The 18,102-nt window shown below is 59.4% G+C and carries 15 protein-coding genes and 1 pseudogene; 3 read left to right on the top strand and 13 right to left on the bottom strand.

The features are described from left to right. The 7 genes and pseudogenes from AC2FNC_RS15140 to AC2FNC_RS15170 all read right to left on the bottom strand — a co-directional run. Window positions 1–96, bottom strand: a pseudogene (locus AC2FNC_RS15140) (dTDP-4-dehydrorhamnose 3,5-epimerase); the annotation flags it as partial. 142 nt (window positions 97–238) lie between these two features. After that, a complete protein-coding gene (locus AC2FNC_RS15145; protein ID WP_480555890.1) occupies window positions 239–2,002 on the bottom strand; it encodes a Mur ligase family protein in 1,764 nt (587 codons plus the stop codon). Continuing rightward, window positions 1,999–4,800 (bottom strand): cyanophycin synthetase, encoded by a 2,802-nt coding sequence (gene cphA / locus AC2FNC_RS15150; protein WP_496715778.1) that lies wholly within the window; start codon window positions 4,798–4,800, stop codon window positions 1,999–2,001. Before cphA ends, AC2FNC_RS15145 begins: the two co-directional genes overlap by 4 nt. Window positions 4,801–4,815: 15 nt before the next feature. After that, complete coding sequence (locus AC2FNC_RS15155; protein ID WP_480477557.1) at window positions 4,816–5,709, bottom strand: cyanophycinase; 894 nt, start codon at window positions 5,707–5,709, stop codon at window positions 4,816–4,818. A gap of 272 nt (window positions 5,710–5,981) precedes the next feature. Next, window positions 5,982–7,493 (bottom strand): L-piperidine-6-carboxylate dehydrogenase, encoded by a 1,512-nt coding sequence (amaB, locus tag AC2FNC_RS15160; protein ID WP_496715779.1) that lies wholly within the window; start codon window positions 7,491–7,493, stop codon window positions 5,982–5,984. Window positions 7,494–7,496: 3 nt separating this feature from the next. Then, window positions 7,497–8,603: a saccharopine dehydrogenase family protein gene (locus AC2FNC_RS15165; protein WP_496715780.1), complete on the bottom strand. Its 1,107-nt coding sequence runs from the start codon at window positions 8,601–8,603 to the stop codon at window positions 7,497–7,499. A gap of 134 nt (window positions 8,604–8,737) precedes the next feature. Further along, window positions 8,738–9,991, bottom strand: coding sequence for a cytochrome-c peroxidase (locus AC2FNC_RS15170; RefSeq protein WP_480496089.1), 1,254 nt, complete (start codon window positions 9,989–9,991; stop codon window positions 8,738–8,740). 33 nt (window positions 9,992–10,024) lie between these two features. Between AC2FNC_RS15170 and AC2FNC_RS15175 the strand changes: the two genes are divergently transcribed. Beyond that, complete coding sequence (locus AC2FNC_RS15175) at window positions 10,025–10,495, top strand: tetratricopeptide repeat protein (RefSeq protein WP_480496087.1); 471 nt, start codon at window positions 10,025–10,027, stop codon at window positions 10,493–10,495. Between the two features lie 30 nt (window positions 10,496–10,525). On the opposite strand, the gene AC2FNC_RS15180 is transcribed toward AC2FNC_RS15175, so the two are convergent. Genes AC2FNC_RS15180 through AC2FNC_RS15205 form a run of 6 tightly spaced genes read right to left on the bottom strand, consistent with a single transcriptional unit; the run spans window position 10,526 to window position 16,102 of the window. Beyond that, window positions 10,526–11,587 carry a TRAP transporter substrate-binding protein gene (locus tag AC2FNC_RS15180; RefSeq protein WP_480477547.1) on the bottom strand — a complete coding sequence of 354 codons (1,062 nt, stop codon included), beginning with the start codon at window positions 11,585–11,587 and terminating at the stop codon, window positions 10,526–10,528. 24 nt (window positions 11,588–11,611) lie between these two features. Further along, complete coding sequence (locus tag AC2FNC_RS15185) at window positions 11,612–12,901, bottom strand: TRAP transporter large permease (protein ID WP_480477545.1); 1,290 nt, start codon at window positions 12,899–12,901, stop codon at window positions 11,612–11,614. Then, on the bottom strand, window positions 12,902–13,489 hold the full coding sequence (locus tag AC2FNC_RS15190) for a TRAP transporter small permease (protein WP_480521092.1): 588 nt from the start codon (window positions 13,487–13,489) through the stop codon (window positions 12,902–12,904). Between the two features lie 53 nt (window positions 13,490–13,542). Then, on the bottom strand, window positions 13,543–14,058 hold the full coding sequence (locus AC2FNC_RS15195; protein WP_480477541.1) for a flavin reductase family protein: 516 nt from the start codon (window positions 14,056–14,058) through the stop codon (window positions 13,543–13,545). Continuing rightward, entirely contained in the window at window positions 14,058–14,948 is an 891-nt protein-coding gene (locus tag AC2FNC_RS15200) for an aldo/keto reductase (protein WP_480625462.1), read from the bottom strand. Before AC2FNC_RS15200 ends, AC2FNC_RS15195 begins: the two co-directional genes overlap by 1 nt. Then, entirely contained in the window at window positions 14,948–16,102 is a 1,155-nt protein-coding gene (locus tag AC2FNC_RS15205) for an LLM class flavin-dependent oxidoreductase (RefSeq protein WP_480496081.1), read from the bottom strand. The genes AC2FNC_RS15200 and AC2FNC_RS15205 overlap by 1 nt, the downstream gene beginning before the upstream one ends. A 105-nt stretch (window positions 16,103–16,207) precedes the next feature. On the opposite strand from AC2FNC_RS15205, the gene AC2FNC_RS15210 reads away from it, so the two are divergent. Together AC2FNC_RS15210 and AC2FNC_RS15215 are read left to right on the top strand one after the other, a co-directional pair. Then, the gene (locus tag AC2FNC_RS15210; protein WP_480477535.1) at window positions 16,208–16,918 is read left to right on the top strand and encodes a GntR family transcriptional regulator; all 711 of its coding nucleotides are present in this window, start codon (window positions 16,208–16,210) and stop codon (window positions 16,916–16,918) included. Between the two features lie 12 nt (window positions 16,919–16,930). Further along, the gene (locus AC2FNC_RS15215; RefSeq protein WP_496715782.1) at window positions 16,931–18,031 is read left to right on the top strand and encodes a Gfo/Idh/MocA family protein; all 1,101 of its coding nucleotides are present in this window, start codon (window positions 16,931–16,933) and stop codon (window positions 18,029–18,031) included. Window positions 18,032–18,102 lie beyond the last annotated feature (71 nt).

Below are 18,102 nucleotides of genomic sequence, written 5' to 3' on the forward strand. Positions count from 1 at the left end.
CTTGTTCCAGCTTTCAGAAAAAAACCCCCGCAAATCCCCATGCCGCTGCGGGCGAATAACCAACACACCCGACAACCCCGTCCGCTCAATCTCCATAACACCTAACCTCAACCGTCTGTTGCCTGTGTTAGGCGAGTATTGTCAGGCTGGGTGTCAATGCAAGGGTGATGCGCGAATTGCTGCTCAGATGATCGCAGACGGAAATGGCGGTTCGTTGCTTTACTGATCCCTCAAACCGCTAGGTCGCCTGCTGGTTCAGCATCTCAAGCACGGCGTCGCGTTCCGACAGAACCAGCAGCAAGGCTAGATCGCCCGGTTCCATCTGTTTCAGGATCATCGCGGCGGCCTCCGACGGGGATGCGGCCCTTTGGATCTGGGTCTTGTCATATCCCTGTTCCAGGGCAGACTTTTCGATCAGGTCCGGTATCTCTCCCAATGAGCGGCCCCGTAGATACCCTTCCAGTTCAGCAGCAACGACCACGTCGGGTTGGAAATTCAACGCGGTTGCAGTGACGTCCCGAATGTCCTGATCCGAGCGATCTCCGGCATGGCTGAGCATGATGAACCGCCGTTTTGCTGGCAGGGCCGACAGCGCATCGCACACGGCAGAAATCGAATGCGGGTTATGCGCGAAATCCACGAAAACCTGAGCGCCGTTGTATAGGAATTCGTTACAGCGACCCGGATTGTCCCTGGCATCCGGTTTGAACCCGGCCAACCCATGCCGCACCGCCTCAAGCGTCAGCTTCAAAGCCAGCGCAAGGCACATAGCCGCCAGAGCGTTCAGGATGTTGTATTTCGCGGCCCCGCCCATGGTCAGGGGCACGTCGGACACAGCTATGACCACCTGCTCGGACCGGCCGTCGAAAAAGACGATATTGCCCTGCGAAACATAAGCGCAGCATGTTCCCGCGTCCCGCGCCCGACGGATCAGATCACTCCCGGCATCCAGAGAAAACCACCAGATATTTGCCGTAGTGTTTTCGGCCTCGGCACGGACAAAAGGATCATCGGCATTCAGGGCCAGAACGCCGCCCTTGGTCAGTGTCCGGTGCACGGCGAATTTCGCCTGAGCCAGCTCGGGCACCGTGTTGACGCCGTATTGCCCCAGATGATCGTTCGCCACGTTGGTGACAGTGGCGGCCATGGCGGCACGTGTCGGCAGGCCGCGGCGCAGGATACCCCCACGGGCCACTTCGAGGCAGCCGATTTCAAGCCGCTTGTCGCGTAGCAACATCCGCCCTCCGCCGGGGCCGGAATAATCGCCGCGATCCAGAATATCATCACCCACCCGCACAAACTCGGTCGAGGTCAGTCCCGCGACCTTGCCCGAGGCGCGGGCGATGGCCTCCAGCAACCGGGTCGTCGTGGTCTTGCCATTTGTTCCGGTGATGAAGGCGACGGGGATGTTGTGAAGGGCGGGCCAGTCCACGTCATCCGGGGCGGGCAATGCGTCGACAGGCCAGGTTTGACTGCCGGTGCCATGCCCGATGGAAATTTCGTCATCGTCGCACAGGATATCCACGCCATGCGCCTCGGCTGCCGTGATCAGGGCGATCAGCGCAGGATTGGCCTCCTTCGCCATGACGCCTTTGACGTCCCGGATCATCTGATCAAAATCGCCCGGCGTCGTCGCCAACAACTCTGCCGCACAGAAATGCCAGGCGGTCTGCGCTGCAAAGATCGCGGAATAAAGCTGATCCATCGGTGCCGAGATTGCCAGATTGACACCACCGGTGAAGGTACGGTGGGTCAGTGCCTGATCCTGCCAGCCAAGCGCATCAAGAACGCGCCGGGCATGTTTTTCCCACAGTGCAATGACCTGCGCGGGGTCGATATCCGTGAAAAACACATCCATCACCGCGCCGGGGTGATCCCATAACAGGCCGGGGCCGGTCAGACGCCGCGCGTCATCCACCTGAATATGATCAGCGGTCGCGCATTCGATGGTCAGCGCGGTTTCAAGCTCTTCGATCCGGTCCATTCCGGTGCCCTCGCTCAATCCGCGTCTTCGCTGACTTCACGCGCCAGTCTTACGCCGCGTTCGTCCCGGATCAGGTTCTGGTCGCTGTCGAACATGTCCTCGAACGTGGTGTCGGCGGGGCTGGTCCTGGGTGCCGCCTCGGTTTCAGAGGTTTCGCCATCGGAATTGAAGTAGATGATCTGTTTCCAGCACCGTGTGGTGTCATCGCCAAAGATCACCAGCAGATCGCCCGGTGCCGCCATTTCCAGCGCGGCGGTCACGGCCTCAACCTCATCCGGGATGATCGTGATCGCCTCATCTGGCGTCCCGCAATCGATCAGGGCCTGCCGCATCATTTGCGGCACTTCGTCATGCCCGCGACCCCGGCGGCGGTCATCGGCCTTGCAGATGAAATGATCAAAATGCCCGGCGAGCGCTGCGGCTCCATCAACGATGTCTTCATCGCGGCGGTCGCCGGGCATCGCAACAACGCACAGCCTGCGGCCCTTGACGTCCAACTGATCGGCCAATGCGGCCATCGCTTTCAGCGCGGCTGGGTTGTGGCCGTAATCAAGAATCACTTTGAAGGGATGTTCATCATAGACGTTCATCCGCCCCGGCGCTTGGAAATAACTGGTGTCGAAAGTGCGCAGACCATGCCGGATATTGTCCAGATCGACCCCAAAACTATAGGCCATTGCCGCCGCGACCATGGCGTTTTGCACGTTGAAGATCGCCTTGCCCTCAAGGGTGGCGGGGATCAGATGCGACCACAGAACCGGGATGTGAAGCCCTTTGTCATAGATGGTCAGCATGTCGCCATTCATGCCTTTTTCCAGCACGATGGCTTTGCCCCCTGTCTTGATATGTTCCTTGACCAGACTGTGACCAGGGTTGGTCGTGACATAGAAGATCTGATCCGCCCCGGCATAATCGGCCATTTTCAGACAATTGATGTCGTCGGCGTTCAGCACGGCCGTATCGGTCGCGCTTTCCACCACCACCCGTTTGACGACGGCCAGCTCCTCTACCGTGTTGATCCCGCCCAGACCCAGATGATCTGCCGAGACGTTCAGACAGGCCGCCACGTTCGAGCGTTGATAGCCCAGACCCGAGCGCACCAGCCCGCCCCGTGCGGTTTCCATCACCGCAAAATCGACCATCGGATCACGCAGGACGATCTGTGCCGATTTCGGGCCGGTCATGTCCCCCTTGACGCTCAGCTTGCCATCCACATAGACGCCGTCGGTCGAGGTCATGCCAACGATTTTGCCGCTGGTTTTCATGATATGACCCAGCATCCGCGACGTGGTCGTCTTGCCGTTGGTGCCGGTTATGGCCGCAATCGGGATGCGGGTCTGTTCATTGGGGGGGAACAGCATGTCGATGACCTTGCCCGCCACATCGCGCGGCTGACCTTCGGACGGGGCCACATGCATCCGGAAACCGGGGGCGGCGTTTACTTCGACAATCGCGCCACCGATATCTTTGTAGGATTTGGTAATATCGTCGATCAGGAAATCGACACCGCCCACATCCAGCCCGACGGCCATGATGGCGCGTTCGGCCATGTCTCGGTTGTCGGGATGCACCACGTCGGTCAGGTCGATGGCGGTGCCACCCGTTGACAGGTTCGCGGTCGAGCGCAGATAGAAAACCTCGCCCTTGGGCAAGACAGTGTCTTCCGTCACGCCCGCATTCTCCATCAGGCGATTAGCCTGATTGTCCAGCTCGAGCTTGGTCAGTACTTTTTCGTGCCCGAAGCCCCGGCGCGGGTCTTGGTTCACGATGTCGACCAATTCGGCAATCGTATGGGTGCCGTCGCCTATTACATGGCCGGGGACGCGTTTGGCCACCGCAACCAGTTTGTCGTTCACGACAAGCATCCGGTGATCAAAGCCGGTGATGAAGCTTTCAACCAGAATGGCGCGGCTGCGTGAATGCTCCTTGGCCTCGGCAAATCCCGCCTCGACCTCGGCATCGGAATTCAGATTGATCGAAACGCCGCGTCCATGGTTGGCGTCCAACGGTTTGACCACCACCGGAAACCCGATCCGCGCTGCCGCACGCACGGCCTCGCGGGCCGAATAGACCATGCGTTGCTGCGGTACCGGCAGGCCAAGATCGTTCAGCAGATTATGGGTGTCTTCCTTGTCGCAGGAAATCTCGACCGAGATATGCTTGGTCTCGGACGTAATTGTCGCCTGAATGCGTTTCTGAAACTTGCCGTGCCCAAATTGCACAAGCGAGCCGGAATTCAGCCTGATCCACGGGATGTCGCGTTCCTGCGCCGCCTTGACCAGCGATCCGGTCGACGGGCCAAATTCCTTGCGTTGCGCCCTCAGCACAAAGCTGCGCAGTTCTTCATCCCAGTTGAAGTCCGGGTCGAATTCGTAATCCACCTGATCTTTCAGGGATTGCGGCAGCAGGTGCATCAGCAACCGCATCGCCAAATTGCCCGCATCCAGACCGACGTCACGCTGGCGGTATTCATAGACCATATTGTACTGGCCCGGCTCACCTGTGCCGCGCGTACGGCCAAAGGTCACGTCGGACCCGGCCACGTTCTGCACTTCGATGGCGCAATGTTCCAGCACATGCCCCAACCAGGTGCCTTCATCCTCGCGCAGGCGGCGGATGAAGCCGCCGGGTTCGCGATAGGAGCAGCCATGTTCTGCCAGACCGGGAAGCGCCTTGATCAAGGCGTCAATAAACTCGGAACCAATTTTTGCCGAGGGCCACTCTTCCAGAACACCCAGATCGATGACGTGGCGAATGACCGGAAAACTTGCCCAGACATTTGGGCCGACAAAGACATTGGTTGAGATTATTTTCATGAGGCTCCCCGTTGGTTAGCTATTATTCCCCCCGCTGGCGGCCTCTTGACCGGACATGTCCGGCAATGTGCAGAACGCCATATGCTCATCCGGCGGAAAAGCCTGGCGAGCCGTCAGATCATAACGGCACCCTTCGCCCAGAACGTCAAGCCGAAGTCCAAGCAGGCTCAGTGCTTCACCGCGGCGCGCGTCCCACATCGACGAATGAGTCAGATGACTGGCGTCAACGACGGTAACCGATCCACTGCCCACGACTTCAAGGACATTATCGGGTCCGATGAAGGCTGCCGTGTCTTCGTCGATACCCAGTCCGATCAAAAAAGGGTTGAAAGATGAAGCAGTTAACAAACGTCCCAGCCGATTGCGCTGTGTGAAATGCTGGTCGATGATGACGGCGTTGGTCAAGCCCATGCCCGGAGCCAGCGTGATATTGCCCTCAGCCGGGGCGGAGTTGCTGCTGCCCCCGGCCACCATGTGTTCGGACATGATTGATGCCCCGGCTGAAGTGCCGGCAACCGGCACACCGGCCGCATTCCGACGGCGAATTTTCTGCGCAACAAGCGTGCCACCCAGAATCGCCGACAGCCGCAGCTGATTGCCACCGGTCATGAAAACCCCTGTGGCGCGGTCTAGCATCTCGGCATAATCGGGATTATCGCAATCGGCACGACGTGAGATGGGCAGAAATTCGACCTTGCCCGCACCCAGTTCGGAAAAGATGCGATTGTAATCCGGTCCGGTCTCTTCCAGCATCGAGGCTGTCGGGATCACGACAATATCGGCATTCTCACCACCTGAAAGCTCTACGAACTTACGGTGGATCTGCATTTCCTTGACGCGGTCTTCGCCGCCGCCGATCGGGATGATGAACCCGCGCGGGGTCTCTGCATCAACGGGTGCAGGGCACATATCTTACTTACCTTCCGGTATAAAAGCAGCCAGCCATCGGGGCCACTCGGACGCTTAATCTGTTCATACATGCCGTGTCGGGCCATCTGACCTTATCGGACATGCCGTTCCCCCCAGCGACATCACATGCCGCACGGCAGGGATTTCGTCAAGAACCACCGGTTTTGTGCCTGCTTCAGCCTGCCAGTGCCAAACCCTGCGCGACAAAAGCAATCCCCCCGAAACATCAAAGCTCCGGGGGGATCAGAATGTCCGTCAGTTTGCGCGCTGGTTCAGATGTCGAATTTGACACCCTGCGCCAGCGGGAGCTCTGCCGAGTAGTTCACGGTGTTGGTCTGGCGGCGCATATAGGCCTTCCACGCGTCCGAGCCGCTTTCGCGTCCGCCACCGGTTTCCTTCTCGCCTCCGAATGCGCCACCGATCTCGGCGCCCGAGGGGCCGATGTTGACGTTGGCAATACCGCAATCCGACCCCGCCGCAGTCAGGAATTGCTCGGCCTCGCGCATGTTCAGCGTGAACACACAGGATGACAGCCCTTGCGGCACATCGTTTTGAATCTGGATCGCATCGTCAAAATCGTCATAGCCCATGACATAAAGGATCGGTGCGAATGTCTCGGTTTTCACGACCGCACTTTGGCCGGGCATTTCGACGATTGCGGGCTGCATATAGACACCCGCAGGAAGCCCTGCGGTCACGCGCGCGCCGCCAAACACGGTGCCGCCTTCGGCCCTTGCGGCTTCCAGTGCGGCTGTCATGGCGGCACCCGATGCCTCATCTACCAGTGGCCCGATCAACGTGCCCTCAGACAGCGGATTGCCGATGGGCAAACCGGCATAAGCCTTTTTCAGGCGGCTCACCAGTTCCTCGCGGATCGAGTTGTGCACGATCAGACGGCGCAGCGTCGTACAGCGCTGACCGGCGGTCCCAACGGCCGAGAAGACAATGGCGCGCACGGCCATTTCCAGATCCGCCGAAGGGCCAACGATCATCGCGTTGTTTCCACCCAGTTCCAGAATGCACTTGCCAAAGCGTGCCGCTACAATGGGCGCAACTGCACGACCCATACGTGTCGAACCCGTGGCCGAGATGATCGGAACATCTTCGCTGGCCACCAGCGCCTCGCCCAACTCCGCGCCACCGATCAGGACCTGAAGCAACCCTTCGGGGGCATCGCCAAACCGCACCAGCGCGCGTTCAAAGATCTTCTGGCAGGCCATCGCTGTCAGCGGGGTCTTTTCGGACGGTTTCCAGATCACTGGATCGCCACAGACCAGTGCCAAAGCGGCGTTCCACGACCAGACCGCAACCGGGAAATTGAAGGCCGAGATCACCCCGACCGGGCCCGCCGGATGCCAGGTTTCCATCATCCGGTGCCCCGGACGTTCCGATGCGATGGTCAGACCGTAAAGCTGACGCGACAGACCAACGGCAAAGTCGCAGATGTCGATCATCTCCTGCACTTCGCCCAGACCTTCGGACGTGATCTTGCCGGCCTCCCAGCTGACAAGCGCGCCCAGATCGTCCTTGGCGGCGCGCAGCTCTTCGCCCAGCAGGCGGATCAGCTCGCCCCGACGCGGGGCCGGCACAACGCGCCACGCCTTGAACGCGGTTTTGGCGCGGGCAATGATCGCGTCCATTTCGGTGGCCGGAGTTTCATGCACGTCGGCCAGCAGGCTGCCGTCAATCGGCGACGTCACTTTCAGGGTGCCGCCCTTCAATGCGGCACCCGTCAGATCCAGATTTGCAAGCGTGGTTTGGGCTGTCATTACGATGTCTTTCATATCTCAGGCCGCCTTGTTTTGCCGGGTCACGTCACCAGCACGATACAGCTGGCCAAATTCTGTTTTCAGGAAGTCGTTCAGTTTGACCTGTTCCTGCCGGACAAACCCTTTCGAAGGCAGCGTGCCGGTGCGCATCAGGTCAACGACGCCCAGAATACCCGCAGCTGTCGTGACCTGAATGGCACTCCAGGCCTGTCCGTTGATGGTGCGGGCAAAGCTCTTGTTGATCAGGGATTTCTCGCGCAGAACGCCATTGATCATACCCTTGGCCGTGCAATAGACCAGCACCACGTCCTGATCGGTGCGGGGCAGGGCGGTCTCGAAGATCTCTTTCAGCAGATCGCGGCGGCGTTCCAGCCCCAGATCGTGCAGCAGCAGCTTCAGGATTTCACAATGGCCGGGATACCGGATCGTGCGATAAGACACGGCCCGCGCCTTGCCTTCCAGCGTTTCCGGCAGCGTGCCCAACCCGCCCGAGGTGTTGAAACACTCGTATTCCACACCATCGTGACCCAGAATCTCGTAATCTTCCAGTGGTGCTGTCTTGACCAGTTTGCCGTTCACAATGGCGTCGCAAGGATTGCAGTACTCGTTGATCAACCCATCGGTCGACCAGGTCAGATTGTACTTCAGCGCATTGGTCGGATAAAGCGGCAGTGCCCCCACCCGCATATGCAGGCTGTCCAGCTCATCGAACTCCGCTGCAAGCGCGGCTCCGGAGATACCCACAAAACCAGGTGCCAGACCACATTGCGGCATGAAAGCTGTCTCACTGCCTTCGGCCAGCTGGCGTACGGCCTCGGTGGCCGCAACGTCTTCGGTCAGGTCGAAATAATGCGCGCCCGCCTCTTTGGCGGCCTTGGCAATGTTCGGGGTCAAAAAGAACGGTGCCGCTGAAACCACGGCGTTAAACCCGGTCAGTTCCTTTGCCAGACTGTCCGCATCCCGGGCATCAATCTGTTTCGTGCCAATACCAAGCCTTGTGATATCACCCAGTGCTTTCAGGTCATGGTCGGCCACAGTCACTGTATAGTTTGGCGAGGCCCTCAGCAGCGTCGCGATCATCTGACCGATCTTGCCTGCCCCGATTACGCAAATATTCCAGGACATCAACGTCTCCGTAAATTTCTGTTCCTGATATTATGGTGCAGGGCTGGCCAGACATTTCATAGACCGCAATTTGACGAAGTGATCGGATATGCCGACATTATGTCGGATCAATTGGCATTATGGCGCAACCGCCTTCAGGGGTTGAAATCGGCAGGCACCCCGAAAGGAGGAGAGCCAACACCAGTGCCCGTCAGGGAATGCAGAAATGCGACAAGGGCGCCGATTTCCGCATCCGAAAGTGTCACTGGCACAATGTCGATCCTGCTGCGCTGGCGTTCCATTTCGAACCGGTCTTCCCACACCGCGAAATCCGCCTCTTGCAACCAGGGGACCTTGGGCAACGCAGCCATGTCGGGTTTCCATTTGGCAAGGCTGGTCTGTGGGTCAAGATGGTGACGGATCATGCTTTCGAGGTCCGCAAAAGCACCGTTATGCCCGTAGGGCGCGGTCAGGGCGACATTGCGCAGCATCGGCGTGCGAAAGCGATAGGCGTCTTCCAGACGGTTGCTTTCCGCCATCCGTCCAACGTCCCGCGCATATGGGTCCCATTGCCGGGTCCGGCCCGGCCCGAAAGGGGGCAAACCTAGCGCGTGAAACTCTTGGTCCGACATCAACGGACCCGCATGGCAGGTCGCGCATCGCGCATTGCCATAAAACAGGTTCATCCCGTCTTTCTGGATGTCTGACAGCGCATCCTTGTCCCCGGCCAAGTACCGGTCGAATGGGCTGTCGGTGCTGCGCCACTCGATGGCCATGAAGGCCGCCAGCGCGTTGGCGATCTGGGTGATCGTGATGTCTTCGGTGGTCTCGATGTTGTCAAAAGCCGCGACTATGGCAGGGCCATAGCGCGGATCGGTCCGCACGCGTTTGGCAAGGATCGGCCAGCCCTTGTCGATCCTGTCGTGAACCGCGCCGGTCACCTGATTTTCAGCGACATTACCGGCCATCTCGAATTGCGCGGTCAGCGGGAACAAGGCCTGCGCCGCCAGAAGCGAGTTCAATCCCCCGGGCAGCCATTCCTGTGCAGGCGAATTGAACCCGTTGCCATAGAGGTCCGAGATGCTCAGGCGGCCATCGTGGAAAACGGTACGGATGTCCTTGGCCCCGAGGTTCCACAACCCCGGCGCATTTCGGGGAATGCGTTTGCGGATCTTGTCCGCCCCGGTACCCGGTGTGCGCTCCGGTCCAAGACCCTGTCCGCCTTCGCCGATCCCCAGGGATAACCCGTCGGAGGTGCCGAAATCGGGGTGGTGGCAATGGGCGCACGAAATGTTCTGATTGCCTGACAGGATCGGATCGTAAAACAGTTGATGACCGATAGTGGCCTGTTCCATATCAAATGGGATAAAGTCATCATCTGTCAGCGGGCGTGGCAGGTCCTGCGCCACCGCGGCCCCCGCCCAAACGAGGACAATCGCCCAATGCGCCAGTTTCTCTTTACCCTTTGTTTTCTTGCGACCCCGGCTCTGGCTGAGCTGGAACAGGCCCGTGACTTGATGGAGGCCGGAGAGTTTGAAGCCGCGCGCGCAGAACTGCTGCCCGCCGCCCGGTCGGGCAATGCCGAGGCCGAGGAACTGATTGGTGTGATGTACGGGCTGGGTCTTGGGGTCGAGCAGGACCACGAAAGGGCGTTTGAATGGTATCTGCGTGCCTCGATGAAGGGGCATCCGGGGGCGCAGTCGGGGGTCGGCTGGTACTACGAACTGGGTCTGGGATTGCCCGCCCCCGATCTGGTGCGGGCCTATATGTGGTACACGCTCAGCGCCATTGGCGGCGATCCCGATGCGGCGATCAGCCTTGAGGAAGTGATCAAGAAAATGTCGCCGGAGCAGATCGAGAAGGCGCATGTTCTGGTCAACGACTACAAAGGGTGGATGTACCCGTTTCGATAAGGGCCGGGCCACAAGGCCCGACCCGTCCGTTTAGTTCAGGTCTGCATTGCGCGAGGCGTTCACGTCCGCCTCAGCCGCCGTGACCGCTTCGGTCAGCGCGGCAAAGATTTCATCACCACGGGCAACATTGGTCTGGAACCAGTCATAGACAGGTGAAGCCGCGGCTTTGAACGCAGCCTTCTGCTCGGGTGTCGGGACATACAGGTCACCGCCACCTGCGACGAAGTCCTCATAGGCCTGAATCGATTTGCGCTTGGGCGAGGCAAAAGTGGCCTGTTGCAGGGCGTAGAACCCATCGACAACGACCCGGCGCATATCTTCGGGCATCGCCTGGAACTTGGCGTTGTTCATCCACCACAGCGCACCCATATAGGCGTGCCCGTCCAGCGTGACATATTGCAGGCCGGCATCCGGGAACTTCATGCCCATGATGTCGGTGATGCCGTTCTTGGACCCCTCGACGACGCCGGTCTGGAAGCTGGTGAAAAGTTCCGGCCACGGGATCGGTGTAGGTGACGCGCCTAGTGCCTTGACCAGTTCCTGTGGCAGGTCGGCGACGACGGTACGGATTTTCAGACCTTCCATGTCGGCAGGCTCGGCGACGCGGTGCTTTGTGTTGGCGAAGTTGCGCCAGCCGCCGGTGTTGCCGATGGTCATCAGGCGGATCGCGCCACCTGAATCCTCCAGCGCCATGTCGCGCATCTTACGGGTGAAATCGCCCGACAGAACATGCTCGGCGATCCGGTCATCGGCCATCAGATAGGGCAGGTCCAGAACCTGCACATAGGGGAAGATGCCCGAGGCCCCGCCCGAGGTAGAGATATAGATATCGATGGTGCCATCCGCCACGCCTTGCAGGCATTCTGCACCGTTCGAACACAGCTGGGTGCCGATGAACAGCTCAACCTCGATGGCGCCGTTCGACGCCGCCTCGACATAGTTCTTGAAAACGATCAGACCGTCGTAATCCTCGTCATTTTCGTTCGAATTGGCAGTGGCGCGCAGCGTATAGTCCGCAGCCACCGCAGCGACCGCAGACGCGGCCACAAGCGATGTGGCAATCGCCGCTGTTTTGATGAAGTTTCCGAGCATGCGTTTCCTCCCTGTGATACTCAGTCAGTTTGCAAATCCCGTTATCCTCGGGATCGTCATGGATAGTGCGGGGATGTAGGTGATCAGAAAGATCACGATGATTTCGACAGCCAGAAACGGCAGGATCGCCTTGGCGATCGTCTCGACCCGCTCCCGCGACACGGCGGCGGCCACGAACAGCACCAACCCCATGGGGGGCGTTGCAAGGCCGACGGTCAGATTGACGCTCATGATGATGGCGAAATGGATCGGGTCTACGCCGAGGCCAGTGAAAATGGGACCAAGGATCGGGCCAAGGATGATGATCGCGGGGCCTGCGTCCAGAAACATACCGACGATAAACAACAACAGGTTGATCAGAAACAACAGGATCAGCGGATTTTCCGACAGGCTGAGGATCAACGAGGCCAATTGTTCCGGGGCATGGCTCAGGCTGACTACGGTCTTGAACGCCATTGCTGCGCCAACCAGCAGCAGCACCACAGCCGACGTCATACCTGCATTGCTCAGAACATCCGGAATTTCCCTCAGGGTCAGTGTACGCAGAACGAAAAATCCGATGATAAAGGCGTAGCCCACAGCAACAGCGGCGGCCTCGGTCGGAGTAAAGATGCCCCCCAGAATGCCGCCCAGAATGATCACGGGCGTCATCAGTGGGAAGAACGCCTTGAGGCTGGCTTTGCGCCGCTCATCCCATGTGTATTTCCGGCTGGCGACGGGAAAATCGTACTTGTCGGCCATGAACTTGATCATCACCATCAGGCCGACACCCACCATGATCCCGGGCACGATCCCCGCAAGGAACAAGGCGGCCACACTTTCGCCCATGACATAGGCATAGATGATCATGATGCCCGAGGGCGGGATGATTGGCCCGATGACCGAACTCGCGGCCGTAATGGCGGCGGCGAATTTTCGGGTGTATCCCTGTTTTTCCATCGCCGGGATCAGCATCGAACCCAGGGCGGATGTATCAGCCACCGCTGATCCCGAAAGGCCCGCGAACAGGATCGAGCTCAGAACGTTTACATGCGCCAGCCCGCCGCGCAGATGGCCCATCAGCGCCTGGCTGAATTCGACAAGGCGGATGGTGATGCCGCCGCGGTTCATCATTTCACCGGCCAGCATGAAGAACGGGATGGCCATCAGCGGGAAACTGTCCATGCCGTTGTAGACATTACGATAAAGCAGGGTGATGTCGTTCGTCTGTCCGTTCAGCCACAGCAAGATGCCGGGTGCCGCCAGAAGCGCGAAAAAGACCGGCAGGCCAATCAGCAGGAAAATCAGGAACGTAGGCAGGAACCAGATCAGCATCTATTCGGCCCCCACGGCTGCGTCGGGAATGTCCGGCAACAGATGCGCGCCGCCAAGCAGGGTGACCACGGAACGCAGGATAAGCTCGATATTGACCGAGATCAGCAGAATGATCCCCACCAGCAGCGAGGCCATCATCCAGCTGCGCGGAATGCGGTACCACTCGTCAAACCCAAGCGATGTCGGCAGGTACAGGGCGGCGGTTGCAAACCTGCCGCCAAAGCCCGTGACCTCGGACCAGCCGATTTTGACCGCAACCAAAAGCACGGCCAGCGAGATCAGTAGGAGGAACAGATTGAGTGACAGGCCGAGCATACGCGGCAGAAACCGTTGCAGCATGTCGATAGCTACAAAACCGCCGCGCCGAAAGGCCGTCGGTGCCATCAACCCGGTCATCCACAACATGCAGAACCGCGCGGCCTCATCCGGCCAGGGCAGGGCGTTGCCCAGAACGTATCGGAAGAACACCTGAATCAGGATTGCGATGACCATGAAAGCAATCGCAACGACGCCAACCGCGCGGCCCAGACGCAGCGCGGTTTCGTTCACGAATGCAACCGGCGCAAGCACCGATGCCAGTCCGCCCATGCGGATCCTCCCTTGTTCAGCCGCAGGTGTGTCCCGCGGTCGTCAGATCGCGCTTAGTGCTGCGCGAATTGGCCCATTTTCCCGGCGTAGAACGTCAGCGCGTCGCCGTCGCTCATGCTGGCCTTCAGGACTTTGCCCACCACGATCACGTGATCGCCCGCGTCGTGATAGGCATGTTGTTCGCATTCAAATCGTGCCAGGCAATCCGACAGCAGCGGGGTGCCGTTTGCACAGCGCTCATGCCGGATGTCGCGCAGTGCATGGGCATCTTTCGAGCATCCAAAACACAGCTCGGCCTGCGCCGACGATAACACATGCACCGTGAAATGCCGTGCCGCGCGAAAATAGGGGAACCGTCGCGAGTTGCGGTCGCCAGCCCACATGATCAGTGGCGGGTCCAGCGACAGTGACGAAAAGCTGTTGGCCGTGATGCAGATAGGGCCATCACCGCTGTCGCATGTCACGATGGTAACGCCGGTTGCAAACCGACCAAAAGCATCCCGCAGGGTCCGGGTGTCGTCCTTATGTGGCACAAAGGTGTGGGTCATATTCCTTGAGATTGCGTTCATCATGCTACCTCATGCCCCAGCGCCGCCTCGTACAGGCGGAACCAGGTTTCGCGGTCTATGGTGACGTTCAACGCGTCTGAGATGCGTTTGATACGGTTCAGGTTGTTGGTGCCCAGAACCGGCAGAATGCCCGCCGGATGAGCCAGCAGGAAGGCGACGGCCACAGCGGCCCGGTCTACACCGAACTCCTCCGCGATTTCATCAGCGACAACCCCGACGGGCGGGTTTCCGGCCATCAGCAGCCCACCCCCCAGCGGCGACCACGCCATAAGGTGGTGCCCATGCTGCTGGTGAAACGCCAGATCGCCATTGGTGAAAGGGGCGATCGCGCCCAGTGAGATCTCGATCTGGTTGGTGACCAGCCGGGTTTTCATCGCCGATTGCAGCAGGGTCCAGTCCCACGGGCGGAAGTTCGAAACACCAATCGCGCCCACCTTGCCGCTGGCGACAGCCTCATCCAGCGCAGCCCCGGTTTCGTGGTGGTCCATGAACGGATCAGGGCGGTGGATCAGCAGCAGATCGATGTGGTCGATGGCCATTTCCGACAGGGACATGTCGATGGATTTCAGGATATGCGCGCGTGAGGTGTCATAGTATTTGACCTTCGCATCGGAATGCCGCCCCACAGGTGCGACGATGTCACATTTGGTGACGATCTCCATCTTCTGGCGCAGGCCGGGATTGGCGCGCAAGGCGTTGCCCAGAACGGCTTCGGCCGCGTAACCACCATAAATATCGGCCTGATCGAAGGTGGTGATGCCCTGATCAAGACAGGCCTGAATTTTGGCCTCGACATGCCCTGCTGAGGTGTCGCTATCGTCACCCAGCCGCCACATGCCATAGACAAGGCGGCTCATTTCCAGCGTCGGGGATAGTTTCACGCGTTGCATCAGCGGCGCACTCCGTTGCCCAGCGGTGTGGCTGGGGGTGTCTTGGGCACACGCCTGTAGGCTTCGGGCAGCGAGCATGTTTTCAGATGCGGCATCACACGAGCACCGAAATGCTTGGCCTCATCCATGTGCGGATAGCCTGAGAAGATGAACGCGCGAATGCCCATCTTCCGGTAATCTTCGATCTTTGACATGACCTGATCGGTTGATCCAACCAGTGCCGCACCACAGCCCGAGCGGGCGCGGCCGACGCCGGTCCACAAACCGGGTTCCACATAGCCATATTCATCCGCCAGATCACGATTCCTGGCCTGATGCGCTACGCCAAGCGACGTTGCATCCAACGCCCGTTCGCGGATCGCGCGGCCATAGTCGTCATCCAGTTTTGAAACGATGTAATCCGCGTATTCCTGCGCCTCGGCTTCGGTATCGCGAACGATCATGTGAACCCGCAAGCCATAGTCGAGCGTACGGTCATAATTTTCGGCCACTGCATGAACAGCTTTCATCCGCTCGGCCAGTTGATCCTTGGTTTCCGGCCACATCAGGTACACATCGCAATGCTCGCCGCACAGCTCCAGCGCCGAGGGCGAATAACCGCCGAAATACAGCAGCGGCCCGCCAGTCTGATAGGGCCGCGCCGGGTCCGTTGTCAGACCTGTAAAGTTGTAGACCTCGCCCGCATGGTTGATCTCCTCCTGCGTCCAGGCCTGTTTCAGGATCTCGACCACTTCGCGCGACCGTTGATAACGATAGGCACTGTCGGCCTTTTCGCCGGGAAAATCGGATGAAATGATGTTGACGGTCAGCCGCCCCTTCAACATGTGATCCAAAGTCGCGATCGTGCGGGCCAGCATGATCGGCTGCATCTCGCCGCAGCGCACGGCGGCCAAAAGGTTGATCTTCTGCGTGATCGGCGCACACCCGGCGACAAAGCTCAGCGTGTCCTGCCCAACCTGATACGATGACGGGCACAGGATGTTGCGGAACCCCTGTGCCTCGGCCTCTTTCACGATGGCCGAGCAATGCTCCCAGCTGGACCGCAGATCACCATCGGGCACACCCAGGAACTGATAATCGTCCGAACATAAGGCGGCGAACCACGAAACCTCGGCCGCATCCAGATCAGGGGATGTGATGGGGACGATGGTCATTTGATTCACGCTCCGTGCATCTTTTACTTTCCTCTTGCGTAGCAATCACATTGATGTAGATCAATAGTGTATCAATTTTTCCTGCGACCGAATGAAGCGCCTGAAATGCCCCCCAACACCCGAAACCCCAATGCCCTGCCTATCTACGTTCAGATTGCCGAGCTGCTGATCCGCGATGTCGCTGCGGGCCGCTTGATCGATGGTGAGCGTCTGCCCCCAGAACGCGACATGGCGGCCGAGCTGAACGTGTCGGTCGGCACGCTGCGAAAATCTCTCGCAGAGCTTGAGAAAAAAGGCATGTTGGAGCGTATTCAGGGGTCAGGAAATTACATCCGCGAGACCGGAACTCAGAACAGCGTCTACGCGATGTTCCGGCTGGAATTGCCCCAAGGGGGCGGGTTGCCGCGTGCGGATATCCTGTCCGTCGATCATCTGAAGAAACCTTCCGATCTGCCGGATTTTGGCACTTCAGACACCGGATCGCGCGTACGTCGGATGCGCTATCTGAATGACACAATCATCGCGGTCGAGGAAATCTGGCTGGACGAATCAGCCGGCCTGATCAAGCGAAGCCTGCTGTCGGACTCGCTCTACCGCTATTATCAGCACCAGCTGGGTTTCTGGATATCACGGGCCGAAGATCGCGTATCGATTGGCCAGCTGCCCGATTGGACGCCCGCGGCGTTCACCAAAGCCGCCGGTGAAACGGTGGGCTATATCGAACGGTTCAGCTGGTCGGACAAGGCCGAACCTGTCGAATTTTCAAAGACCTGGTTCGACCCGGACCGGGCCACCTATGTCCAACGTCTGAAGTAAAAGGAAACGCGCATGACCCAGACCATCAATTACGGGCTGATCGGATGTGGCATGATGGGGCAGGAACACCTGCACAACATCGCCCTGCTGGACGGCACGCGTGTTGCGGCGATATTCGAACCCGATCCCGTGATGGCAAAAGCCGCGCAGGCGATTGCGCCGGGGGCGGTTATGGCACGCTCGGTGCAAGAGGTGTTGGATATCGAAGACCTGGACTGCCTTGTCATAGCCAGCCCAAATCACCTGCATGTCGACCAGATCTGTGAAATCGCGCAAACGCGCCCCTTGCCGCTATTGGTGGAAAAGCCCCTGTTCACCAACCCCCAGGACGCCGCAAGGCTAGCGAAGGTACAGCGTGACTATCCACACCCGATCTGGGTTGCGATGGAATACCGTTATATGCCGCCCATCGCGACCCTGATCGACAAGATCGGGGACACAGGCGGGGTCAGGATGCTGTCGATCCGGGAACATCGCTTTCCGTTTCTGCGGAAAGTCGGCGACTGGAACCGGTTCAACCGCAACACCGGCGGCACCTTTGTCGAGAAATGCTGCCACTTCTTCGATCTGATGCGGCTGATCCTGCAATCCGACCCTGTGCGGATCACCGCAAGCGGCGGGCAGGCGGTGAATCATCTGGACGAAACCTACGGGGGTGAAACACCCGATATACTGGATCATGGCTATGTTCTGGTCGATTTCGCCAATGGCGCGCGCGCGATGCTCGAGCTGTGCATGTTCGCCGAAGGCGCCCGCTATCAGGAGGAGATTTCGGCCATCGGACCCAAAGCCAAGGTCGAGGCTCTGGTGCCGGGGCCGGGGCGGTTCTGGCCCGACCATCTGGGAACGCCGCCAGTGCCGCAGGTCATCGTCAGCCCGCGGGACCCCAAGGGGCCAATGTCGCAGGATATCCCTGTCGATCCCCGTTTGCTGGCTGCCGGAGATCACAACGGCTCGACCTATTATCAGCACAAGGGGTTTCTGGATCTGGTGCGCGGGCACAAGGCCGAACCGGATGTGACAGTGCATGACGGTTTGTGGGCGGTGCGAATGGGATTGGCGGCGCAGCAGGCCCTGCAAACCGGCGAAACGGTTCACCTAAAGCACCCTTAGACTGACACCAGGCAGGTTCAGGGCAGAACCCTCTGCGGCGACAAATGTGTCGCTTGCGGGCCAATCTGTCG

The sequence above is a fragment of the Ruegeria sp. BHSA123 genome, assembly GCF_059613425.1.